Genomic DNA, 22,832 nt, shown 5'->3' on the forward strand with positions numbered 1-22,832 from the left:
ACCGGTTAGCTTAGCGTGCAGCCCGGACATACTAGTGTTTGTTGCATGGCCGAGCTTGATCACATGGCACGGGAAGAGCTGGACGCGCAGCTCACGCAGGTGCCTGAAGCACGCACGCTTATCGACGTTCTTTTCACCCCCTCCCCCACACCCTCCGTCGAAGACACTGCCTTGGACCGGCGGCGCCTGGGCGTCACCCCGGAGGATTACGAGGCATTGGCCGACGAGATGGAGCAAGCCCTCTCCCGCGCGCTGGCGCTGGCAGGGCAGCTTCCGGGACGGATGACAGAGGCCGACGAGCGCGAGCTGCTCGACCGCGCCCGCGGCAGGTTGATCGGCATGGCAGCGGTGGCCCGCCGGGCGGATGTGGACGGCATTCCGCCGGCGACGGCCGCGGAGGTCACGGGCGTGTTGCCCCTATTCATCCCGCCGGAGATCAACGGCTCGGGCATGCCGGGCTGCGCTGTCTATCTTGAGGCTCCTGCCCCGGTCGATTACCTTTCCGGCCAGTCGCTACCAGTCCTGCGGCCGAACGCTGGCCCAGCGGTGAGCGGGGCAGCTGATGCTCTTCAGCAGCAGTGGGAGGAACTCGTTCCCGCCGTTCCTCCGAACGATTACGGTCAGCTCGTCTTCTTCCTGCTTCCGAATCTCCGGGACGGCGGCCAAGCTGGCCCGATTCGCGTGCCGGGCATCGGCGAGTACTGGACTTTCGGCGAGCCGCGCGGCGACGCCATAGACCTCACCCTGCCCGCCGGCGCGTTAGGTGTGACCTTCACCGTCGACGGCACGGGCGAGAGGTTGCCGGGGGCGCGTGCGGCGGTGTTTGAGCTGGTGGGGAGGATGGCTGAGGACGTCGAAAAGCAGCAGATGAGTGTCAATCTGCTTGTCGACGCCATCGGTGCCAACGAGCCCGGCATCCGCTCCCTCGCAGAAAAGACGGACTGGCTCAGCCTGACACTGTTTTAAAGGAGCGGCAGCGCTTCCTGCTGCTTGGCGGCCTCGTCGGGGTCGATGTCGACGACGATGACCTCGGGCTCGTATCCGCCCTCCGCAAGGATGCGGCCGTCGGGCGCGACCGCCATCGAGTGCCCCACGCCGGTCGGCCCGGAATTTTTTCCTGCTTCGGCGGAACCACCCGGCCGGGCCTGGTCTGGGGCCATGATGAATACCCCTGCATCCAGTGCACGGGCCCGGGAAAGAATGTTCCACTGCTCGACCTTATTTTCGCCGTCGGCCCAGCTGGTGGGCACGACGATGACCTTGGCGCCTTCGCGGGCGAGCTGCTTGAACTGCTCGGGGTAGCGGATGTCGAAGCAAATGGCCACGCCCACCGTCACGCCCTCATGGGTGAAGGTGTGCAGGTCGGTGCCGGGGCGGACAGTTTTGGACTCTTGGTATTGCGCGGTGTCGAAGGTGTGGATCTTGTCGTACCCCTCATGCAGCCCATTTCCGGTGATCAGCGCGGTGTTGTAGACGCGGTTGATCTCGCCCTGGCTGTCGGCGGGGCGGAACATGCCGGCGACGATGGTGACGCCGAGCTCGCGAGCAAGCTCGCGCAACCCCGTCGCAAACGGCCCGTCAAGCTCCTCGGCCTGCGTGTCCAGGCGACCGGAGTCGAACGCCTGCGAAGTCGCCTCCGGGCAGACGATGAGTGTCGCACCTTTGTCCGCCGCTTCGCGGATCTTTTCGGACGCCAGCCGGAGGTTGTCCGCCTTGTCGTCGGAAGTGGTGATTTGCACGAGTCCGATACGCATGCGCCCCAGCGTATGTGTAATTCTCGCCGAATTCCACAGGCAAAATCGGGCCTTGTTGCACCTAGTTTGCGGATGGTTTTGGCTAGGGCCATGAGCTACATCGAAACGCCACGTAACCTCCCCTACCTGTCCGAATGGTCCGCACCCACGATGGACGGACTGGCCACTCCCAGCCTCACCGCGACCGCACTCGCCCGCGCGCATGACTCCCTCCAGGCCGCGCTGCGCCGCCGCGACGAGGCCCTCCACGCCCACGACGGCGAACTGCACAGCTTCGTCGCCGACGCCGTCCACGTCGACGACACGGTCTTCGGAGGATAAATGCTGGTCACATCAGAACTCACCGCCGCCGCGTCCAGCTTGCGGTCCGCGCGCACCAGCGCCCTTTCGCGTATCGACGACACCGCCCACCACCTCACCTCCCTCTCCTCCACCGGCTTCGCCGGACCGGCCGCCGACGCTGGACTAGGCCGCCTGGTTGATCTCGGGCGCGCCTTCGATGGGCCCGCCGACCAGATGAATACTGTGGCCGGGATCTTGGAGGATGCCGCCACAGCGCAGGCCGCCCTCGACCTCGCAAATGAGGCCCTGCGGACAGCCATCGTTCCCCCGCCCGCCATGGCGGCCCACCGCGCCGCCGTCGTCAGCCTGGCCCTGGCCGCCCGGATGCTCGACCAGGCCTGCGCCTCCGCGATCTCCGGGGCCTGTTTCTTAGAGCACGAAGCTGACCTGGACCGGCTGGCTTTCCATCCCGGGGAGTCGCTGAACGATATCAGCGCGCGGAACATGGGCACCGCACCCGCATCCGTCCGAGACGCGATCGAGGATGCGGATGGCCTTCTCCTCGAGGCCGGCCCCGGCGGGTACACCGTCATGGTCGGGCCGCGGGGCGATGTTGGCGACGGTGGCGCGGGGGACCTCATCGACCCCAGCTCCGTGACCACTATGGTCTCGGGCGTGTCCTCCGGAACCCCGGCCAAACTTCCCCGGGCCATCGAAGAAGCACAGAACGTCGCCGATGCGACCGGCGGCGCCGTCATCGTGTGGCAGGGGTACGCCCCGCCGCCGGATGTCCCCTCGGGCATTGACCCGTCAGCTGCCCGCGCCGGTGCCGACGACCTGGCCATGTTCCAGATGGCTATCGACGAACGCTTCCCCGACGCCCACAAGATCGTCATCGGCCACAGCTACGGATCAGTTGTGGCCACCCGCGCGGCAATGGATCACGGGCTGTTCGCCGATGACCTGGTCCTGGCCGGTTCGCCCGGTGTCCCGGCGCGCAACGCCAACGAACTCACGCTCGTGGGCGATAACCCGCAGGTCACAGTCGTGGACTCCCCCACCGACCCGATCCGGGCTCTCCGCGGGCCGTTCAGCGCCGTGCACGGCTACAACCCCGCGAGCCCCATCTTTGGTGCCGACCAACTGAACGGGGTGCGCGGTTCCCATACCGATTACTTCACGGACGCGGAGATGCTGGAGGGGCTGGGGCGGATGGCGCGTCGATAAGCGAAAAAGCGTACGGTGGTGGTGCTACAAAATGAAAGGAATTTTTTATGGCTAAAGATTTCGCGCACCAGATCGTGGAAACGCTAGAAAAGAACGGCGTTAAGCGCATTTACGGCATTGTCGGCGACTCGCTCAACCCCGTCTCGGACGCGGTCGCGGAGAGCAACATCGAGTGGATTCACGTCCGCAACGAGGAAGCTGCCGCATTCGCAGCCGGCGCTGAGTCCTCCGTGACCGGCGAGCTCGCTGTATGTGCCGCCTCCTGCGGCCCGGGCAACACTCACCTTATCCAGGGCCTTTATGACTCTCACCGCAACGGCAACAAGGTGCTCGCCATTGCGTCCCACATCCCCAGCCAGGAGATCGGCTCCAAATTCTTCCAGGAAACCCACCCGGAGAAGATCTTCCAGGAGTGCTCCGGCTACTGCGAGATGGCTAACTCCGCCGCCCAGGGCGCGCGCATCCTGCACCACGCGATCCAGTCCACGATGGCGGGCAACGGCGTATCCGTCTTCGTCATGCCCGGCGACATCGCTAGCCAGGACGCAGCCGACGTGCCGCTGCTCGAATCCACCATCGCACGCGGCACCGACAAGCGCGTTTTCCCGGACTCCGGCGAAGCTGCAGCGCTGGTCCAAGCTATTAACGACGCAGACACCGTGACCCTCTTCTGCGGCGTCGGCGTCAAAAACGCCCGCGAAGAAGTCCTCCAGCTCGCCGAGAAGGTCAAGGCTCCCATCGGCCACTCCTTCGGCGGCAAGATGCACATCCAGTACGACAACCCGTTCGACGTAGGCATGAACGGCCTGCTCGGCTACGGCGCGTGCTACGACGCATCCCACGAAGCCGACCTGCTCATCCTGGTGGGCACCGACTTCCCCTACAACGACTGGCTACCCACCGGCAACGTGGCCCAGATCGACATCAAGGCCGAGAACATGGGCCGCCGCACCAAGGTGCAGTACCCCGTTGTCGGCGACGTCAAGAGCGTCATCGAGAACATCCTCCCCCACATCGAGGAGAAGAAGGACCGCACGTTCCTGGACAAGATGCTCAAGGAGCACGCGCGCCTGCTCGAGAACGTGATCGACAACTACGGCCCGAACGACAAGGCCACCCCGATCCACCCCGAGTACGCCGCCAACCTCATCGACGAACTTGCCGACGAAGACGCCCTCTTCACCGTCGACACCGGCATGTGCAACGTCTGGGCCGCCCGCTACATCACCCCGAACGGCAAGAAGGATGAGCTCGCATCCTTCCGCCACGGCACCATGGCCAATGCTGTGCCGCAAGCCATCGGCGCTCAGGCCGCCGACCGTGACCGCCAGGTGATCACCTTCTCCGGTGACGGCGGCGTCTCGATGCTGCTGTCCGAGCTCATCACCGTCAAACAGCACGAGCTGCCGGTCAAGATGATGGTGTTCAACAACTCGTCCCTGGGCATGGTCAAGCTCGAGATGATGGTCGCCGGCCTGAAGGAATTCCAGACCGACCACGACGGCGTCAACTACGCCGACATCGCCTCCGCCGTGGGCATCACCTCCTTCCGCGTAGAAAAGCCGCAGGACCTGGAGAAGACCCTGAAGAAGGCCCTCGCCCACGACGGCCCGGTGCTGGTCGACATCGTCACCGACCCCGACGCCCTGTCCCTGCCGCCCAACTTCGACTGGGCCATGATCAAGGGCTTCACCGAGTCCGCAGTCAAGACCGTTCTCGACGGTGGCATCGGCAACATGGTCGAGCTCGCACGCTCTAACCTCCGCAACATCAAGGGTGCGGCAGCGATCGAGTTCTAGCTTGGTGAGCTAGTTCTCGGAGAGGGTCAGCCTTGTGGCTGGCCCTCTTTTTGGGTTCTGAGGCGGCCCCGCGCGAGTGCCTAGGGTGCGCGTGCGGCGTGCGCCAATTGCGGTGCGCGTGTGGGTTTAGTGCGCCCCTTGGGGTTCACGTGCGGAAAAGTTGACAAACTCGATTTCGATTTACAGACCTCTGGCTCGCCCACCTGCACAAACACAATTTTAGTGAACCCGGCACGTAAACTATTGCGCACGCCGGGCAGCGTGGCCCGGGCTAGGTCCGAGCTAGGTCCAAGTTGGGCACGGGCTAGGCCCGATCGAGCGATCGCACGGGGCCTTGTGCAAAAGATGACAAACTCGAATTCGATTTACCCCCCGAAAAGCTCTCTAACTGCACAGACAGCTCTAGACAGGAATCGGGTTTGTTATCTTTTGCACAACCGCGACCCAAGCGGCCCTCAATCGAACCCAAGACGAACCCGAGACAAGACCGCAAAAGGCCCCCGCATCCCACAATTGCGGGCACAGGGGCCAATGGGGACCGCTGGGACTGCTGAGGGGGCAAAGTCCCCCAGCCGCAACCCCAGCGCCAGCCCCAGTCCCGACCGCTATTGCTGCTGCTGGGTGGACGAGGTCCGACTCCGGCGAGTGTTTCGCGACCACGCCACCACCGCCGTGGAGCGGGGCACGTGGACGAGTTCGCCGCCGCGCCGCTTTTCGCGCTTCTCCTGTGCGAGGAGCTGTTTGAGTTCGGTGTTTTCGTCCTCGAGCTCGTCGATACGCTCGCTGAGGCTGATGATGGTCTTGATGCCTGCGAGGTTCACCCCCTCTTCCTGCGACAGGCGCTGGATGGTCCGTAGCCGGTTGATGTCGCGTTCGGAGTAGCGGCGCCCGCCGCCGGAGGTGCGCATCGGGGTGACCAGGCCCATCCTGTCGTAGGTGCGCAGGGTTTGGGCGTGCATTCCGGTCAGTTCGGCGGCGACGGAGATGACGTAGTATTCCTCATCCATTGGCACTGTGCGTCACCTCCTTTCCTAAACGGCTCCGGCCCAGCCCGCGCGGGGGTTGAAGCCGGAGTCCTTTTCGGCCTGGGCGTAGGCGCGCAGGGCGCTGGAGGCGGTGGCGTCGAGGTTCTTCGGCACGGTGACTTCGACGGTGACCATGAGGTCGCCAGCGTTGCCAGATTTCTTGGGCACGCCGCGGCCTTTCACACGCAGCGTGCGGCCGTTGGGTGTGCCGGCCGGCACTTTGACCTTGACGGGGTTGTCCAGGGTGGGCACGGTGACGGTGCCGCCGAGGGCTAGCTCGCAGAAGCTGACGGGCACGGTGACTGCGAGGTCGTCGCCGTTGCGGGTGAACACCTTGTCGGGGTGGACGGTGACGTAGACGAAAAGGTCGCCGGCCGGGGTTCCGTTCGGTCCTGCCTCGCCTTGGCCGGCCAGGCGGACCTTTTGGCCGTCGATCACGCCGGCGGGAATCCGCACGGTGATTGACCTAGTCCGGTGGGTGGTGCCGGTGCCGCCGCATGTCGGGCACGGGTCCTCAACGACCTGGCCGGTGCCGCCGCAACGGGTGCACGGCCGGGACATCCCGAACGCGCCCTTCTGCTCGCTGACAAACCCGGTGCCAGAGCAGTCCGGGCACGTTGAGGTCTTGCCGGTCTTCGACCCGGAGCCGTGGCAGTCGGTGCACGGCGCTTCACCAGTCAGCTCGACGGGGATGGTGGTGCCTTTGACGGCTTCGCGGAAGTCGAGTTCTATTTGCGTTTCGACATCGGCCCCCCGCGTCGGCCGAGCACCCCTGCCAGTGCCGCCGCCGCGGTTAAAGAGGCCACCGAAGAGGTCACCAAGACCGCCTTCCGCAGAAAATCCTCCGCCCTGTCCAAACGCTTCTCCGAATCCGAAGTCTGATGTGGTGAAGTCTTGTTCCGTGCTGCGAAACCCGCCCGGGAAACCCGAGCCTCCTTTCCCCCCGAAGCGCATGAAGCCTCCGGAGTCCATCATCTTCTTGAATTCGTCGTATTCTTTGCGCTTCGCTTCGTCGCCGATGACGTCGTAGGCTTCGGCGACCCGCTTGAACTTGTCCTCGGCCGCCTTGTTGCCGGGGTTGGAGTCCGGGTGGTACTCCCGGGCGAGTTTGCGGTAGGCCTTTTTAATATCGGCCGCGGAGGCAGACTTGCTCAGCCCCAGGTCGCCGTAATAGTCCTTGTTGGCCCATTCTTGCTGCATAGCCATGTGCACCCCCTCCTTTCGTCTCAGAGGTTTACTTTCTAAGTGTAGTTTCGCTCAATAAATTCGTTACTAAATAAAGAAGCGGCCAGGGGGAAAGCTTTCTGCTTATCGACGCTTCCCCTCCGGCCGCATCACCCAGCTACTCCGTCGGGGCGTCCGTGCCAGGCGAGCCAGCCAGACCAGCCTCATCGGCGGAGCCAGCCGAATTAGGGCCAGCCCCCTCAGCCGGGTCGGCGATGATGACCATCGCGTTGCGGATCAGCTTGTCGCCGATCTTGTAGCCCTTGCGCAGCACCGTCCCGATGACCTTCGTGTCGCCGGTGGACAGGTCCTGCACAGCTTCGTGGATCTCCGGGTCGAAGGCGTCGCCCTCGGCACCGAAACCCTGCACGTTCTGGCTGTCCAGCACGCCGCGGAGGTTGTCGCTGAACGCCTTCAGGGGTCCTTCGGCCAGGTCGCCGTGCTGTTTTGCGAGCTCGAGATCGTCGATAAGCGGAAGCAGCTGCGCGACGACCTTGGCTTTGGCGGTGTCAGCGATTTGTGCGCGCTCGCGGTCGGTGCGGCGGCGGTAGTTGGCGTACTCGGCGCTCACGCGCTGGAGGTCCTCCGTGCGCTCGGCGAGCTGGAGCTCCAAGTCGCTGACGGTGCCGTCGCCGTCGACGTCGCGGTTGACCTCACGGTCAATGCCTTCACCTTCGGCGAATGCCTCGTCGATTTCCTTGTCTACCGCCGGGTCGGCGAGGGGGTCCTCGGAATCCAGGGCCTCAGCCTCAGCCGCTTCTTCAGCCAAGGTTTCGGTCTGGTCCGGGGAGATGTACTCCTCGTCGGTCGCTTCGGGCGCACCCGGGTTGTCGGGCATCTGCTCGTGCGGGTTCGTCATGGTTGCTCCTTAGTTGTTCCGGGAGTCGTCAGCGTTGTCGGTGTTGTCAGCGTCGTCCTCTTCGACAACCTCAGCGTCGACAACGTTGTCGTCAGCCTCCGGCGCAGCGCCTGCCTGGGTAGCACCGGCGTTAGCGTCAGCCTCGTAGATGGCCTTGCCCATCTCCTGGGACTCGGTGGACAGCTTCTCCACGGCTGTCTTGATGGCGTCGATGTCCTCGCCCTTGAGCGCTTCGTCGACCTCATCGGCAGCTGCGGTGACCTTGGTGCGGATGTCCTCGGAGATCTTGTCGGAGTTCTCGTCCAGGAACTTGCGGGTCTGGTAGGCCATGGACTCCGCGTTGTTGCGGGTCTCCTGCTCCTCGCGGCGAGCCTTGTCCTCGTCAGCGTGAGCCTCCGCGTCCTTGATCATCCGGTCGATCTCGTCCTGGGACAGGCCGGAGCCTTCCTGGATCTTGATCGTGTTCTCCTTGCCGGTGCCCTTGTCCTTGGCGGACACGGAGACGATGCCGTTGGCGTCGATGTCGAAGGTGACCTCGATCTGCGGAACACCGCGCGGTGCCGGAGCGATGCCGCCGAGCTCGAAGGAGCCGAGCAGCTTGTTGGCCGACGCCATCTCGCGCTCACCCTGGAAGACCTGAATCTGCACCGACGGCTGGTTGTCTTCAGCGGTGGTGAAGGTCTCGGACTTCTTGTGAGGGATGGTGGTGTTGCGCTCGATCAGCTTGGTCATCACGCCGCCCTTGGTCTCAATGCCGAGGGAGAGCGGGGTGACGTCGAGAAGCAGCACGTCCTTGACGTCGCCGCGCAAGACACCAGCCTGCAGGGCAGCGCCGAGGGCCACGACCTCGTCCGGGTTGACGGACTTGTTCGGCACGTTGCCGGTGAGCTCCTCAACCAGGGCGGACACAGCCGGCATACGGGTGGAACCACCGACGAGGACGACCTGGTCGATGTCGCCGACGGACATGGAAGCGTCCTTGATCACCTGGTTGAACGGCTCCTTGGTGCGGTCAAGCAGGTCAGAGGTGATCTTTTGGAACTCGGTGCGGGTGAGATTCTCATCCAGGAACAGCGGGTTCTTGTCAGCGTCAACCGTGATGTACGGCAGGTTGATGGATGCCTGTTGAGCGGACGACAGCTCAATCTTCGCCTTCTCAGCAGCCTCGCGCAGACGCTGCAGAGCCATCTTGTCCTTGGTCAGGTCGATGCTGTGCTGAGCCTTGAACTTCTCCACGAGCCAATCGACGATGCGCTGATCCCAGTCATCACCACCGAGCTCGTTGTCGCCGGCGGTAGCCAGCACCTCGACGACACCGTCGCCGATCTCCAGCAGGGAGACGTCGAAGGTACCGCCACCCAGGTCGAACACGAGGATGGTCTGCTCGGTGTCAGCCTTCTCCAGGCCGTAAGCGAGAGCAGCCGCGGTCGGCTCGTTGACGATGCGCAGCACGTTCAGGCCTGCGATCTGGCCGGCCTCCTTGGTGGCCTGGCGCTGTGCGTCCTCGAAGTAGGCCGGAACGGTAATGACGGCATCAGTGACCTCGTCACCCAGGTATGCCTCCGCATCACGCTTGAGCTTCATCAGCGTGCGGGCGGAGATTTCCTGCGGGGTGTACTTCTTATCGTCGATGTCAACGTTCCAGTCGTTGTCGCCCATGTGGCGCTTCACCGAGCGGATGGTGCGGTCAACGTTGGTCACGGCCTGGTTCTTTGCGGACTGGCCGACGAGAATCTCGCCGTTCTTCGCAAAAGCGACGACCGACGGAGTGGTGCGCGACCCCTCAGCGTTCGCGATAACGACGGGCTCGCCGCCCTCAAGAACGGAAACGACCGAGTTCGTCGTACCGAGGTCAATACCTACTGCGCGTCCCATTGTGTGATGTCCTCCTGTGTCAAGGTGCGTTTATCAGTGTTTCTCTGTGAGTTGATTGCTCGTCGCTCAACTTCTGCGGGCCACTGTACCACTCGAGCGTGACACCGCTGCGAAGAGTTGAGCTTGACTCACTCAATCTCCACAACCTGCAGCCACACAAAGTTGTTCCCGGTTCGCTCAACTTTCTTCGTTCCCGCTGATCACGCGCGCTTGTCGACGCCACCTCCCCCACACCCGGTGAACGCTGGTGCATCATGACTGTCGCCGAACCGTTACGGAATGCGCCCACATTCGATGTGGACAAAATCGCCCACTCTGGCAGAATGCACAGGCGTGAATAATTCGAACAAGGACGGCACCACCGGCAAGAACACCGGTGGGGATTTCGCCGACACCCTCCTCGACTCGCTTGAGGAGCCGAAGACCCTCCCCACTCCCGCCGACGCGGCACTGGAGATGTCCCACGAACCGATCGACCGCGGCCAGGTCATCGCCAGCGACGGCAAGTCGGCGGCGGCGTGGGCGCTGCGTTTCATTGTCGTCGTCATTGCGACGGCATTCCTGTTCAAGATCATCGGCTTCGTGTGGGTCGGCGTACTGCCGCTGTTGCTCGCGCTGATCTTCTGCACGGTGTTGTGGCCGCCTGTCCGCTGGCTGCGCAACCACAAGGTGCCCGGCGCGCTGGCCGTCTTCATCGTTCTGCTCGCTTTCTTCGGCGCGATCGGCGGCCTGTTCGCCGCAATGGCCCCGACGATCAAGACGCAGTCGGTGGAGCTCTACCACCAGGCCGAAGAGGGTGTCCAGCGCATCCTGGACTGGGTGGAAACCTCCGCCCCGTTCGACGTGGACACCAGCCAGATTGAGCAGGCCATCAGCCAGGCGGGCGACTTCGTCCGCGGCCAAGCCTCCAACATCGCGTCCGGGGTGGTCACGGGTGTGGGCGCGGTTGCTTCCATCGGTACGACGTTGGCACTGATGCTGGTGCTCACCTTCTTCTTCCTTAAGGACGGTGACCGCTTCCTGCCGTGGCTGCGCAAGTACACCGGCGTGAAGGCTGGCTGGCACCTGACTGAGGTGCTCATGCGCTCCTGGAACACCCTGTCCGGCTTCATCCGCACCCAGGCAATCGTGTCCCTGGTGGACGCTATTTTCATCGGCCTGGGCCTGGTCCTGCTGGGCGTTCCGCTGGCGCCGGTGCTGGCTGTGATCACCTTCTTCGGTGGCTTCATCCCGATCATCGGTGCGTTCACTGCCGGTGCCCTAGCGGTCGTTGTTGCCCTGGTCTCCGGCGGCGTGACTAAGGCGCTTCTCGTGCTTGCGCTGGTCATCCTGGTCCAGCAGCTGGAGGGCAACGTGCTCCAGCCGGTGCTGCAGTCCCAGGCGATGGGCCTGCACGCGGCGATTGTTCTCTTGGCTGTCGCCGTCGGCGGTACGGTCTTCGGCATCATCGGCGCATTCTTGGCTGTCCCGGTGGCTGCTGTCGTGGCCGTCTGGTTCCGCTACTGGGCTGAGATGGTGTCGCTCCGCAGCGGAGAGATCACAGCCGATGACATACAGATAGCCACCCAGCAATCCCAAACGCTGGATTCCCGCGAAGCCTACCTGGCTGTGCGCGACCGCATGCGCTCCCTCGGTCGCCGCAAGGGCCAGACCCAGCTCGACGAGGAAGCGGGCAAGCTCGGCTCCACCAAGGTCCCGCACGATACGATGAAGACCTACGACGAGGAGACGCCGGGCGAATCCCGCGCCCTGTCCAAGGAAGCCGTCTCGTCCGACAAGGGGCGCAAGCGCGACCTCGATAGCGACGACGTTTAAACTGCTTATCCGCGCTTCCCCTGAAAGGCCAGCCCCCGGGCTGGCCTTTTTCTATACCCTGGATTGGCATGAGCACTCTGGAGAACAAGACCATTGCCATCCTTTCCACCAACAACTTTGAAGACTCTGAGCTGACCAGCCCGCGCGATGCCGTGCACGAGGCAGGCGCGGCCACCGTAGTCGTGTCCACCGAGTCCGGCTCCATCGAGGGCAAGAACGGCACCGAGGTCTCTGTCGACCTGACTACCTCCGAGGCCAACGCAGCCGATTACGACGCACTGCTGCTGCCGGGTGGCACCTCCAACGCTGACCAGATCCGCACGGACGAGGCTGCTGTGAAGCTCGTCCGCGAGTTCACCCAGGCCGGCAAGCCCGTCGGCGTGATCTGCCACGGCGGCTGGATCCTCACCGACGCAGAAGCTGTCTCCGGTGTGCGCATGACCTCTTACCCTTCCCTCAAGACCGACCTGTCGAACGCTGGGGCGACGTGGGTTGATGAAGAGGTAGTCGTCGATAAGCGCATCGTCTCTTCGCGCACCCCCGATGACCTCCCTGCTTTCAACAAGGCCATCATCGAGGAGTTCGCTAAGTGACCTCCCACCACTTTGAGGTGAAGGTCGCCGGAGGCAAGCTCGTCGTCGCGGACGTCCAAGAAGACGGCACGACGATCACGGATGCGCGCATCTCCGGCGATTTCTTCCTCGAGCCGGAGGAGGCGTACGACGCGATCAACCGCGCCCTCGTCGGCGCATCAGTCACCGAGACCGCCGACGATCTGTGCAAACGCCTTGACACAGAGCTTTCTCGCTTCGATGACCTCGCGCTCCACGGTTTTTCCACGAAGGATGTGGCCATCGTCACTCGGCGCGCGGTCCTCGACGCCAAAGACCTCACCGACTACGAGTGGACGGTCATCCACTCCCCCGTTTTGCCCACCCCAATCAACGTGGCGCTGGACCAGTACCTGCTCGAAGAGGTCGCTGCTGGGCGCAAGGGCCCGATCCTGCGTTTTTGGGAATGGGAGGACAAGGCTGTTGTCTTCGGTTCCTACCAGTCCTTCCAGAACGAGTTGGATCCAGAGGGCATTGAGAAGCACGGCATCGTGCCTGTGCGCCGCATCTCCGGCGGCGGGGCGATGTTCATGGAGGGCGGCAACTGCGTCACCTACTCCATGTACCTGCCCGACGACATCGTGCGCGGCCTGTCCTACGTGGACAGCTACCAGTACCTCGATGCATGGGTCCTGGCCGGGCTGCAGTCGCTCGGCGTGAACGCTTGGTACGTGCCGATCAACGACATCACCTCCGACGGCGGCAAGATCGGCGGTGCTGCGCAAAAGCGCATCCCTGGCGCGATCCTGCACCACACGACGATGTCTTACGACATCAACGCCGACAAGATGATGGATGTCCTGCGCGTGGGCAAGGTGAAACTGTCGTCTAAGGGCGTGCAGTCCGCCGCCAAGCGTGTTGACCCGCTGCGCCGCCAGACAGGTGTCCCGCGCCAGGAAGTCATCCAGGCGCTCATGGACACGTTCATAGCGCGCTACCCCGCAGAGGTCGGCGCGCTTAGCGACGATGATTTGGCCGCAGCCCAGCACCTCGTGGACACCAAGTTCAGCACCGAGGAGTGGACGCACCGCGTCCCGTAGCTGGCGCTACTACGGTTAGCTAGATGCCGCCGCTTCTTCCACAGCGGCGGCGCTGGCGACCGATAGCAGCACCGTGTTGATTCCGTCGACATTCTCGAAGGTGCCTGCGTCCAGCACCTGTCGATCGATCTGCTTCACCCGCATACGCAGGTCATTGAATGGAATGCCCTCGATTTCGCCGAGGAACTGGCGGCGCAGCTCGCCGGTGTTCTTCAGCAGAAGAATGACCATTGCTTCCTCCGGGCGCGGCTCCTCCTTGCCCAGGAAGATGTCGCGGTAGCGCTGGCGCATGGCCTTCTCGATGGTCTCATCCTTTTCCGGGAAGCGCTGCCAGTGCAGGCCCAAGAATCCCGCGCGCTCCTCGTCGAGCACACCCTCTTCAATGAGTCGCTGGGCAATGGCTTCCTTCTTGGCGAACTTCCGGGAATTGAGCAGCGAGTACACGCTCGGGTGCCCCTTCTTCTCCACACGGGCCACACCGTGAGCGAGGGCGGGGTGACCTTCGGAGCGGGCAACGGCGCCGTTGACAAGCGAGACGCTCGGGCTCTTACCGGCATGCACATCGACCAGCCCGGTTGCGACCAGATCGCACAGCAACGCGCCGTTCAACGCCACGCGCTGGTGGCTCACCCCCACCTCGACGTGGGCGGATTTGTCCGAGAGCAGCAGGAAGAGGGCTTCGCTGACGAGCATGGTGGAAAGTCCTTCTATGGTCGATATATAACTCGCCCCAGTCTATCCGGCAATCGGTAAACAACAAGCCGCATTCCCTCGCATCACGGGTGATAGAGGTGCGGAAAACGTCGCTGCAGAGCCCCCTTGAGCTCTGGATCCGACACAAGTGCAACAAGTTCCTCGATCACCGATCCCCCGTGAGCCTCTGACACTGCTCGCAGTTCGGCCGCTAACTGGGATTCGAACTCGACTTTCTTCTCTTTGATCTGAGTGAGAAGCTCACGCCCTTTGGGTGAGAGAGCATGAAGCGTCAGACGCTTGTCCTCGGTCGACTGTGCTGAGACAGATATTCCTTTCCTAACAAGCGCGTCGAGCAAACGGCTAGGGCTACCGGATTCACAGACAAGATACTGGCCAACTTCTTTCGTGCTAATTGGGCCATGAACGCCTAGCACTTCCACGACCTCCGCCTGGGAGTGAGTCAAACCCACCTCAGAGAAGAGCCGATTGAGCCGTCGGCTCCCCTGGCGCTGGAGCGCGAGAATGAGATAACGGAATTCCTCAGGATGAGTGAATAGCTCTAACGGCATGTCATTCCTTCCCTCGTGTTGTCAGCTTTCAGTCTCGAGGAAACGCGCCAATCGCGCTAACCGCTTACCGGGCACCAACGCCGCCTCTCGCTGCCCAATCACGGCCGACAGAGTCCCGGCTTGCCTAATCCGATGAGTAACCCGTGTCGTTCCATCCAACTGGGATTCAAGCAGAAAAGACGAATGTTCGCGCAGACCCGGAATATCAATTTCAAAGTCGACAACGTGGCCCGTTGAAGTCTCAGACGCGGCGGCCACGATCGTACCGTTCAATACTTTTTGCACCGTGAGCGCGTGCGAACCGTCGGCACGACGCGGGCTCACGAAGCTGAAAGCAGGATTCCACGAGGGCAGGCGTTCCAAGTCCGTCACGACCCCAAGAATGGCGCGCTCACCGGCATGAATCGTCACGGCGGCACTATTTTCGATTTTAAATGACATGTCACCGACATTATCCAAGACACGTGCTTTGGTCAAGTAAATTTAATTCCCGCTGCCTGGTCGACTTCCACTTCAAGTAAATTCCCAGCTCAGAGAAGTTGATCTACGTTTTCCCGTCTGGTTACATTCCGTGTTGCAACATGCATGTTGCCACATCTAGGACCGGAAAGGAACATGATGCTCCAAACACACGAAGAACAGGCATCCGTCAACAAGACTGACGAGCGCCTTTTCGCAGAAACCGAACTCAGCCCGATTGAGAAAATCGTTTCCGACGTCGCGGCGGGCAAGATGGTGGTCCTTGTCGACGACGAAGACCGCGAGAACGAAGGCGATCTGATCATGGCCGCTGAAGCTGCTACTCCAGAGGCCATCAACTTCATGATTACGCAGGGCAGAGGGTTGCTGTGCGTGCCAATGCCTGCAAACCATGCACAACGGTTGAATCTGCACCCCATGGTGAAAACCAACGAGGACGATTTCGGCACGGCATTCTCTGTCTCTTGCGATGCGACCGGTGACTACGGGGTCACTACAGGTATTTCAGCCTCTGATAGAGCGCGAACGGTCCAGCTCCTAGCTAACGGGGGTAACGAGAATGACTTTCACCGTCCAGGGCACATCTTCCCCCTCATCGCTCGCGAAGGCGGGGTTCTCACCCGAGTCGGCCACACAGAGGCCGGAAGCGATCTGGCCGCAATGGCTGGTTTCTCTCCAGTTGGCGTCATCATCGAAATCATCGGTGATGACGGTGAAATGCTTCGACTCCCTCAACTCGTCCCGTGGTGCAAAGAGCGCGGGATCTCCATCTCGACCATCGAGCGCATGCGCGACTACCGGAACGAACAAGTACGCGCAGGAGTCCGAATTGACCAGAAACCCGACGGAACTCCCATCGCCGAGACGCTGAAAGGCGACGCACAGTGAAGAACTACAATTCAAGCTTTCTTGGTCAAACTGTCCGCCGAGTTTCTACGCCGCGAATCCACGACTTCGTCCTGAACCACGTCGGCTTCATCGAGGGTTTGGAAAATATTCCACGCACCGGACCGGTCATTTTTGTAGCCAATCACTCCAGTTACATGGACCACTTCGTTACGAAGACCCTGGCAAACTCAGTTCGCGGAGGCGAGGAGTGGTTCCCCACCAAAGCCGAGGCATTCGAATCGTTTCTTTCGCGTGTTTGGCACGAGTCGATGAACTGTTATCCAGTCGACCGTGACGCACCAGGAGAAGAAGTATTTCGTCGCGCACAAGACGTTCTCGAGGACGGCGGCACTCTCGTGCTCTATCCAGAAGGCACACGCAACGTGGGCGAAGGACTCCTGCCCTTCAAATCCGGCGCGTTTCGCATGGCATTAGCGAACAACACACCCGTCGTACCCATCGGAATGACCGGACTTGCAGAGGTTCTACCAAAAGGCGCTACTGTACCGCGGCGCCGTCTCTTCTCCGTTTCCATCGGCGAGCCGTTGGTCCAGCCAGAGGTGGGTGATGAGCGAGAAAACGCCCGTCAAATGCGCGACCAAGCGTTTGAAATCGTCGCTGAGCTAAAGGATCGAAGCAAGAATCCGAATGGAGCCGATCGTGGTGCCGCGGTGAGCCGCATGGTGGAACTGGCGCAAACTATAGTGCGGGAGAACCTCACTCCCCAGGGAACCCTTCCTCCGGCGGTAGTTCGGCGGGTCGAATTGCTGTTGCGCATCGCGCGTAAAACATCCCGCCGCGACCTCAGTCTCCCCGTTCAGCAGACCCGGTTATCCGGTTTCAAGGCCCTCAACTCACACACATCGGCAGGCACTGCAGCACGCGCCGCGATCGTTAACCAGCGGGCTCTTCTACTTTCAGACCTAGACGGATCTGATGATTTTTCTGCTTACCTCGCTGGAAGAAGCGCCTTAACACTGCCACGTTGGCTCGGTGGTGGAGCGAATTTAGCGCGCTCTCAGTTCCAACGGGCGGTGTCCCGCGGAGGAAAGATGACCTCTCAATCGTACGTGGGGCTCGCAGAGTCGTTCCTCAAAATTGGAGACATTGACGCCGCAATAGAGGCTTACCGCCAAGCAGAGGACAGCATCCCCGCCGATGATCCGCGTGGCGATCTCCGTCGAGAAAAGATCGCGTCTGCGGTTGCGTCGGCCAAGTCAGCATCGGAAAGAAACTAAATATGCCCATAAGCCTCGTAAAAAAGTACTCAAAGCTCATTCTCGTAGTGTGGTTGCTCCTTTCCGCGCTCGGGGTAGTTGGAGCACTCCAGCTCAACGGCGCCGTGAAAGCCGGAGGCTTCAACGACGAGAACGGGACGTCCTTTGTCGGCCAAGAGGTGAACGAGCATGCCTTCGGCGATCCCGCGAATCAACTCACTGTCGTCCTGAACTCCGACAGCAGCATCTCTTCAGAAGTGCTAGACAACGTCTCGACGGGTATAGAAACTCTGCCGAACATCGACTCAGTCATCGATGGGCGTGCGCTCGCCTCATTGTCTTCTGATTCAGGGAAAACCCAAATCCTCCAAGTCGGCGTAGCGGCTGATAATACGACGACTCAAAACATGATCCCTGACCTCCGTGACAGAGTCGAGACAGCAGTGGAAGGAGAAGATGTCACGAGCCATGTGACTGGAGCCCCCGCTTTGGACTACGACTTGAACATTCAGTCCCAGCAAGATGCCTTGCGAGCGGAGATCATCGCCTTCCCACTTCTCATTTTGGTTCTGCTGCTCATCTACAGAGCTGTCGGTCCTACGCTGGTGACACTCCTGGTTGCAGGCGCTTGCCTTATTGGAACGCAAGGCATCGGAACCCTGCTAGCTTCGTTCCTCGATGTTTCCAACATGTACATCACCGCAGCCTCCCTTATCGGCTTGGCCGTTTCGGTGGACTACTGCTTGTTCTTGATCGCTCGATACAAGGAGTTTCTTATCGCGGGACATCCGCCTGAGGACGCTCTGCGGCGAGCAACCAACACCGCAGGGCATTCCATCCGCTTTGGCGGCTTGAGCGTCATCGCCGCTCTATGTGCTCTGTTCATCGCTCGGAATATGGTTTTCAGCTCGATTGCCATGGCTGGCATCGTGGTCACGTCCATCGCGCTTTTGGCGTTGGCAACTCTTGTGCCAGCTGCAATTATGCTGCTGGGAGACCGATTCTTCTTCGGCAAACTCCCTGGATACGAGAAAACAATGCGAGCTCCGGAAGATAAGGAGAAACGCACTTCGAGCCTCCCGCTCAAATCGCCCTTGCTTGCAGTCGTGTTGATCGCCGTGCCATTGCTCATCGCCGCTACCCCTCTGGCGAGCATCAAACTCCAGGTTCCCGTAGCAAGCTCGTCCATTCTCCCAGCAGGAATGGACTCACGCGAGGGGATCGAAATCATTGAATCTGAGCTCAACGCCCGCGAGCTGTTTCCCACTATGGTTACGTTCGCCGGGACGGAGGGCCAGTCAGCCCAAGAACTCGATGCAGAAGTCGAGGAATTCCTCGCGGACATCGAAGAGGTTCGACACGTCGATCAGGTATTCGCGTCGGGAACACCTGCAGAGCAGTATTCCCCCTACCCATTGAGCGCCGAGAAAGAGGGACGCGCCTATAAGAGGGTCGTCATTACGTCTACGGACTTACCGGATTCCGACGCCGCCCACGAGATGGTTGCGGATATCAAGAAAGCGGCAGACGAGTACCCCGACACCTTCGTCTCAGGCGCCACAGCGCAGGGCGACGACTTTGATCGACTGGTCCAAAAGTCCATTCCCTGGATCGTGGGTTTCGTCCTCTTGATTTCGCTGCTTCTCCTTGGATGGGCTTTCCGGTCGTGGCGACTAGCCACACTCGCGGTCGTGCTCAACGGTCTCGTTGTCTCCGCAGCGATGGGTTGCCTATCCCTGCTGTGGAAAGCCGTAACTGGTGAAGCGATCAACAGTGTGACGCCGATCGTCGTGTTCGCGATCGTATTTGGCCTGAGTATGGATTACATGGTGTTGATGGCTTCACGAATGAAAGAGCAGTTCGCTTCCGGCTCAACCCATCGCGATGCCATTGCGGAGGGAGTTGCGCACACATCCCGTCTCATCATCTCCGCCGCGATCATCATGATTGGAGTTTTCCTCTCATTCATGGTGGCTGAAATCAGCATCATTCAAGAGCTGGGCCTTGGGCTGGCGATGGCCGTCGCTTTGGACGCACTCATCGTTCGACCCATCCTCCTGCCGGCAACGCTCGCTTTGCTAGGTGAGAAGGTATGGGGCAAAACCCAATCAACGAGCTCTAACTAGACGCTTAGTTCGCGCAGTGCAGTGAGTAAGCGATTGGACGCAGACAAGACTCCTGTGCGGACTTGCTGGCGCTGGACCGAACACTCCCTTGGTGTCCGGTCAGCCCCTGCGCTACCTCCTGGCCTGGTTAGCCATCATCACTGTCGTGTTGACCGTGACCGATGTTTCAGCACTGTTCGCTGCCTTGATCACCAGCTCAAGATCCGGGTCCGTCACCAAGGCCGCCACATCTCTGACTGCCTGCTTCACTTCGCCGCGGCCCATTCCGCGTAGCTCTTCCTTGAGGAGGGCGCGGACGGCATCGTAGGCGTCGAGAAGCGCTACGAGCATCGATTCTTGCAATGTCGGGTTTGCTTGGCCGCGGAGAATCTGCTCAAGTCGGCCGCGGAGCTGCAGCTCCACCGACTCATCGCGAGTAGGAAATTGATTTCGGGAGAGGAAACTGAAAACCCCGTCTGTTTCCTCGAGGACACCCTGCGCGACGAGCCCCTGTGCGACATCTTTCCGCTTCGCGAACCAGTCATCCGCGATGATGTCGTAAGTAGACCTGTTGTTTCGCTTCTCAATCATCTCTACGCCGTGTCGCAGCACAGGATGCTCGACCTGCGCCGACGGAACAGCAGCTGTGAGCTTCGGGGCGCGGATTGTTCGGTCAGTGATCGTGACTAGTTTCCAACCAACCAGATCGGCCATGAGTCCGCTGCGGAGGAGCATGTCGTTCCACAGCATTGAGGTTTCGTGTTACCTTTGTCGTTCGTGGAGAGAAGTAGTATTTGCTCCGAAATCAACATGCCCTCAGTATATGGACACTCGGAGCTGGCCCGCCCGGAAAAATGTCCCCTGCATCATCGCAGTTTCCTGCGTATTAGCTCCGAACCCCAGGAGCACCGGCGCATGGCCACAGGCACTGTCCCCTGGGCTCGGCAGGAATAGATTTTCAGTATCGCCTTTCAGTGAACCGATGCGACGTTTTCCCAGGCGGGATTTCACCGGAGGCGTCAGAAGGCGATAGTAAAAATGTATTGAGCGCGGTGCCTTGCCCGAAAAAACACCAACACACCCAGTCCGACTTAGGGGGTGAACACGGTCATTGTCGCCCCAACCGCAGCCATTTCCACGGACTTCTTCGCAGCTTTGAGTGTCTGAGCGATCTCGGGGGATGTGACGGAGGCGGATGCGTTTTCAATCGCTTGCTTGCGTTCTGTGCGCCCCATCCCGCGCAGCTCCTCTTTGAGGAGCGGGCGGATGGCGTCGTAGATATCGAGGAGCATGATGAGCGTCGCATCCTGCTCCGTCGGCTGCGCCTGACCACGAAGGATCTGCTCCAGGCGGCCGCGGAGCTGCAGTTCCGGCATCCCATCGCGGGTCGGGAACTGGTTCCGGGAGAAAAGACGGAAGCCTCCGCCGGACTCCTCCAGAACCCCCTCGGCGACCAGTCGTTGGGCGACATCCTGGCGCTTGCCAAACCATTCGGACCACAGGACGTCCGTAAGTCGTTTTGCCCGACCGTTTCTCCAGGGCTTCAACGGCAGTACGGAGGACAGGATCCTCCACTTGGGCCGCAGGCACGCTCGGAGCGACGATCGGGTCTCGGAGCTTGCGCTCTGTGATGGTTGCAAGGCCGCGGCTCATCAAGTCCGCAAGCAAACCGCTGCGCAGCAGCATGTCGTTCCACAGGAAAGCCGACTCGTGCTTGCCTTCGTCGTTGGTGGAGAGAAGTAGTATTTGCTCCGAAATCAACATGGCCCCAGTCTAGAGAAAAGTTAAAGCTCCGAGCATTGCGCATAGGGCCTGGAACGTGTGCAATGGAACCCAGTGAATTGGCCACCCCTTTGAGCCGCACAAGGGACACGCATGTCATCGATTCCTGATTCCGCTGCCCACGACGCTGCGTTAGCCCAGTTGCAAGACGCTGTCGGCTCGGGCCAGATCGATCTCAACGAATTTGAAGAACGGTCGGCGATGCTTCTCGACGACAATCCCGCGGCAATCTCGCGCGCACTCGAGGGTCTTCCGCAGGCAAAGACCGCAAGCACAGTCACACGTTCGGCAGGTACCGGCCCTTCCCCTACTGGCGCTGCAGCGCCCGCTCGGACGATGCCACGCCCGGTCTCTTCCCGTTCGGTGCGCCAACTCCACAACAAGGAGTTGAAAGTTGAGGTTGCAACGTGGGTAGCGGTGTCGCTGATCGTGCTGACCATTTGGGGCATCATCGCGGTGACGGCGACTCCCACCTATTTCTGGCCTGCGTGGGTGATCGGGCCGTGGGGTGCGCTCCTCGCTGGGCGAACACTCATTGAAAGGGCTACCCGGGAGCGTCCGCAGGATGGGCTTGCCCCGGCCGGTCGACCAGAGCTGTACTAGTGCTTAGCTCCGCGCACTGGCGTTGGAGGTATCCGGCGCGTGTGCCGGAGTCTCTGTCGCCTCGGCCGAACCCGACTCAGCGCCGATGGCTGCTTCCTTCTCGTTAGCGGCACGCCAGTTCGCTCGGTGGCGCCTCCATCCACGGATCGACAGTGCCACGCCGACAACCAGCACGACCACCCGCACCACGATCAGCACGGTCGCCCCGACACCAAGGGCCTTGAGCACGACGGGCAGGTTGAGCATGACGATCAAGGTGCCCACGATGCCGCCGAGCAGGATCGGGTTGAGCCTGGTCACCAGCCATGCGGCCAGCGGCGCGGCAATCACACCGCCGAGTAGCAGCGCACCGACCGCGGAGAGGTGGGTGACCAGGTCGTCCCACATTCCCAGCACGAAGCCGGCGGTCGCAGCCGCGGTGACGAAGAACTCCGCGGTGTTGACGGTACCGACAATGCGGCGCGGCTCGGAGCGGCCAGCCGACAGCAGCGTCGAGGTGGTGACGGGACCCCAGCCGCCGCCACCAGTGGCGTCGACAAATCCGCCGAACAAACCCAGGAACCCAAGGAAGGGTTTCGAGTGCGGGGTCTCTACGACCTGCCGGCGAATGAGCCCGCGGGAGAATCGATAGACCAGGTTGATGCCGATCGCCGCGAGAATAAGCGACATGATCGGCTTCGCGGACTCCGTCGACAGGTTGGACAGCACAGTCGCACCGACGAACGCTCCGACAGAGCCAGGAATGCCGATCGCGGCGACAACGCGCCAGTCGACGTTGCCGAATTTCCAGTGGCTGATGCCGGACACGAGCGTTGTACCCAGCTCAGCTGTGTGCACCACCGCGGAGGCCTGCGCGGGTCCCAGGCCTGCGAGCATGACAAGGATCGTCGTCGATGTGACGCCGAAGCCCATGCCCAGGCCGCCGTCCACAAGTTGGCCGGCTAAGCCGGCGATGGCGATGAGTATGAGCGTGATCATGCG

At 61.6% G+C, this 22,832-nt stretch carries 22 protein-coding genes; 11 read left to right on the top strand and 11 right to left on the bottom strand.

Annotation, left to right across the window (positions count from 1 at the left end; genetic code table 11):
* The first annotated feature begins 45 nt into the window (after positions 1 to 45).
* On the top strand, positions 46 to 966 hold the full coding sequence (locus KBX07_RS07750) for a hypothetical protein (RefSeq protein WP_255995138.1): 921 nt from the start codon (positions 46 to 48) through the stop codon (positions 964 to 966).
* On the opposite strand, the gene KBX07_RS07755 is transcribed toward KBX07_RS07750, so the two are convergent.
* A complete protein-coding gene (locus tag KBX07_RS07755; RefSeq protein WP_255998843.1) occupies positions 963 to 1,754 on the bottom strand; it encodes a carbon-nitrogen hydrolase family protein in 792 nt (263 codons plus the stop codon). The two genes, KBX07_RS07750 and KBX07_RS07755, sit on opposite strands and share 4 nt — an antisense overlap.
* Before the next feature lie 90 nt (positions 1,755 to 1,844).
* Between KBX07_RS07755 and KBX07_RS07760 the strand changes: the two genes are divergently transcribed.
* Genes KBX07_RS07760 through KBX07_RS07770 form a run of 3 tightly spaced genes read left to right on the top strand, consistent with a single transcriptional unit; the run spans position 1,845 to position 5,062 of the window.
* Positions 1,845 to 2,075 (top strand): hypothetical protein, encoded by a 231-nt coding sequence (locus KBX07_RS07760; RefSeq protein WP_040423475.1) that lies wholly within the window; start codon positions 1,845 to 1,847, stop codon positions 2,073 to 2,075.
* Entirely contained in the window at positions 2,076 to 3,263 is a 1,188-nt protein-coding gene (locus KBX07_RS07765) for an alpha/beta hydrolase (RefSeq protein WP_256023668.1), read from the top strand.
* Between the two features lie 47 nt (positions 3,264 to 3,310).
* A complete protein-coding gene (locus KBX07_RS07770; RefSeq protein ID WP_005288276.1) occupies positions 3,311 to 5,062 on the top strand; it encodes a pyruvate dehydrogenase in 1,752 nt (583 codons plus the stop codon).
* Positions 5,063 to 5,667: 605 nt separating this feature from the next.
* Here KBX07_RS07770 and KBX07_RS07775 read toward each other — a convergent pair.
* The 4 genes from KBX07_RS07775 to dnaK form a co-directional block, all read right to left on the bottom strand.
* Positions 5,668 to 6,069 carry a heat shock protein transcriptional repressor HspR gene (locus KBX07_RS07775; protein WP_005288272.1) on the bottom strand — a complete coding sequence of 134 codons (402 nt, stop codon included), beginning with the start codon at positions 6,067 to 6,069 and terminating at the stop codon, positions 5,668 to 5,670.
* A gap of 24 nt (positions 6,070 to 6,093) precedes the next feature.
* Positions 6,094 to 7,293 (bottom strand): molecular chaperone DnaJ, encoded by a 1,200-nt coding sequence (gene dnaJ, locus KBX07_RS07780; RefSeq protein WP_256023669.1) that lies wholly within the window; start codon positions 7,291 to 7,293, stop codon positions 6,094 to 6,096.
* A gap of 136 nt (positions 7,294 to 7,429) precedes the next feature.
* Complete coding sequence (gene grpE / locus KBX07_RS07785) at positions 7,430 to 8,170, bottom strand: nucleotide exchange factor GrpE (RefSeq protein ID WP_256023671.1); 741 nt, start codon at positions 8,168 to 8,170, stop codon at positions 7,430 to 7,432.
* Positions 8,171 to 8,179: 9 nt separating this feature from the next.
* Entirely contained in the window at positions 8,180 to 10,045 is a 1,866-nt protein-coding gene (gene dnaK / locus KBX07_RS07790) for a molecular chaperone DnaK (protein ID WP_005288264.1), read from the bottom strand.
* Between the two features lie 294 nt (positions 10,046 to 10,339).
* Here dnaK and KBX07_RS07795 point away from each other — a divergent pair, with 294 nt between their 5' ends.
* The 3 genes from KBX07_RS07795 (at position 10,340) to KBX07_RS07805 (ending at position 13,511) form a co-directional block, all read left to right on the top strand.
* The gene (locus tag KBX07_RS07795; protein ID WP_005288260.1) at positions 10,340 to 11,860 is read left to right on the top strand and encodes an AI-2E family transporter; all 1,521 of its coding nucleotides are present in this window, start codon (positions 10,340 to 10,342) and stop codon (positions 11,858 to 11,860) included.
* A gap of 68 nt (positions 11,861 to 11,928) precedes the next feature.
* A complete protein-coding gene (locus KBX07_RS07800) occupies positions 11,929 to 12,453 on the top strand; it encodes a type 1 glutamine amidotransferase domain-containing protein (RefSeq protein WP_005288257.1) in 525 nt (174 codons plus the stop codon).
* Positions 12,450 to 13,511: a biotin/lipoate A/B protein ligase family protein gene (locus tag KBX07_RS07805; RefSeq protein ID WP_005288254.1), complete on the top strand. Its 1,062-nt coding sequence runs from the start codon at positions 12,450 to 12,452 to the stop codon at positions 13,509 to 13,511. The genes KBX07_RS07800 and KBX07_RS07805 overlap by 4 nt, the downstream gene beginning before the upstream one ends.
* Positions 13,512 to 13,526: 15 nt before the next feature.
* Here the strand turns inward: KBX07_RS07805 and KBX07_RS07810 are convergent, their stop codons facing one another.
* The 3 genes from KBX07_RS07810 to KBX07_RS07820 form a co-directional block, all read right to left on the bottom strand.
* Positions 13,527 to 14,204 (bottom strand): GPP34 family phosphoprotein, encoded by a 678-nt coding sequence (locus KBX07_RS07810; RefSeq protein WP_005288251.1) that lies wholly within the window; start codon positions 14,202 to 14,204, stop codon positions 13,527 to 13,529.
* Between the two features lie 83 nt (positions 14,205 to 14,287).
* Complete coding sequence (locus KBX07_RS07815; protein ID WP_005288248.1) at positions 14,288 to 14,776, bottom strand: MarR family winged helix-turn-helix transcriptional regulator; 489 nt, start codon at positions 14,774 to 14,776, stop codon at positions 14,288 to 14,290.
* A gap of 21 nt (positions 14,777 to 14,797) precedes the next feature.
* On the bottom strand, positions 14,798 to 15,217 hold the full coding sequence (locus KBX07_RS07820) for a hypothetical protein (RefSeq protein ID WP_256023673.1): 420 nt from the start codon (positions 15,215 to 15,217) through the stop codon (positions 14,798 to 14,800).
* A gap of 174 nt (positions 15,218 to 15,391) precedes the next feature.
* On the opposite strand from KBX07_RS07820, the gene ribB reads away from it, so the two are divergent.
* From ribB to KBX07_RS07835, 3 genes are read left to right on the top strand one after another with little or no spacing between them, the layout of a single operon-like run.
* A complete protein-coding gene (gene ribB / locus KBX07_RS07825) occupies positions 15,392 to 16,144 on the top strand; it encodes a 3,4-dihydroxy-2-butanone-4-phosphate synthase (RefSeq protein WP_005288240.1) in 753 nt (250 codons plus the stop codon).
* Positions 16,141 to 17,382, top strand: coding sequence for a lysophospholipid acyltransferase family protein (locus KBX07_RS07830; RefSeq protein ID WP_005288238.1), 1,242 nt, complete (start codon positions 16,141 to 16,143; stop codon positions 17,380 to 17,382). Before ribB ends, KBX07_RS07830 begins: the two co-directional genes overlap by 4 nt.
* Positions 17,383 to 17,384: 2 nt before the next feature.
* A complete protein-coding gene (locus KBX07_RS07835; protein ID WP_005288235.1) occupies positions 17,385 to 19,487 on the top strand; it encodes an MMPL family transporter in 2,103 nt (700 codons plus the stop codon).
* 111 nt (positions 19,488 to 19,598) lie between these two features.
* On the opposite strand, the gene KBX07_RS07840 is transcribed toward KBX07_RS07835, so the two are convergent.
* Positions 19,599 to 20,216: a GPP34 family phosphoprotein gene (locus tag KBX07_RS07840; RefSeq protein ID WP_040423472.1), complete on the bottom strand. Its 618-nt coding sequence runs from the start codon at positions 20,214 to 20,216 to the stop codon at positions 19,599 to 19,601.
* Positions 20,217 to 20,557: 341 nt separating this feature from the next.
* Entirely contained in the window at positions 20,558 to 21,013 is a 456-nt protein-coding gene (locus KBX07_RS07845) for a GPP34 family phosphoprotein (protein ID WP_256023675.1), read from the bottom strand.
* Between the two features lie 328 nt (positions 21,014 to 21,341).
* Here KBX07_RS07845 and KBX07_RS07850 point away from each other — a divergent pair, with 328 nt between their 5' ends.
* The gene (locus KBX07_RS07850; protein ID WP_256023677.1) at positions 21,342 to 21,851 is read left to right on the top strand and encodes a DUF1707 domain-containing protein; all 510 of its coding nucleotides are present in this window, start codon (positions 21,342 to 21,344) and stop codon (positions 21,849 to 21,851) included.
* 3 nt (positions 21,852 to 21,854) lie between these two features.
* Here the strand turns inward: KBX07_RS07850 and KBX07_RS07855 are convergent, their stop codons facing one another.
* Entirely contained in the window at positions 21,855 to 22,829 is a 975-nt protein-coding gene (locus KBX07_RS07855) for a sulfite exporter TauE/SafE family protein (RefSeq protein ID WP_256023745.1), read from the bottom strand.
* Between the last annotated feature and the right edge of the window lie 3 nt (positions 22,830 to 22,832).

The sequence above is a fragment of the Corynebacterium sp. CCUG 70398 genome (assembly GCF_024454055.1).
Lineage (GTDB): Bacteria > Actinomycetota > Actinomycetes > Mycobacteriales > Mycobacteriaceae > Corynebacterium > Corynebacterium genitalium.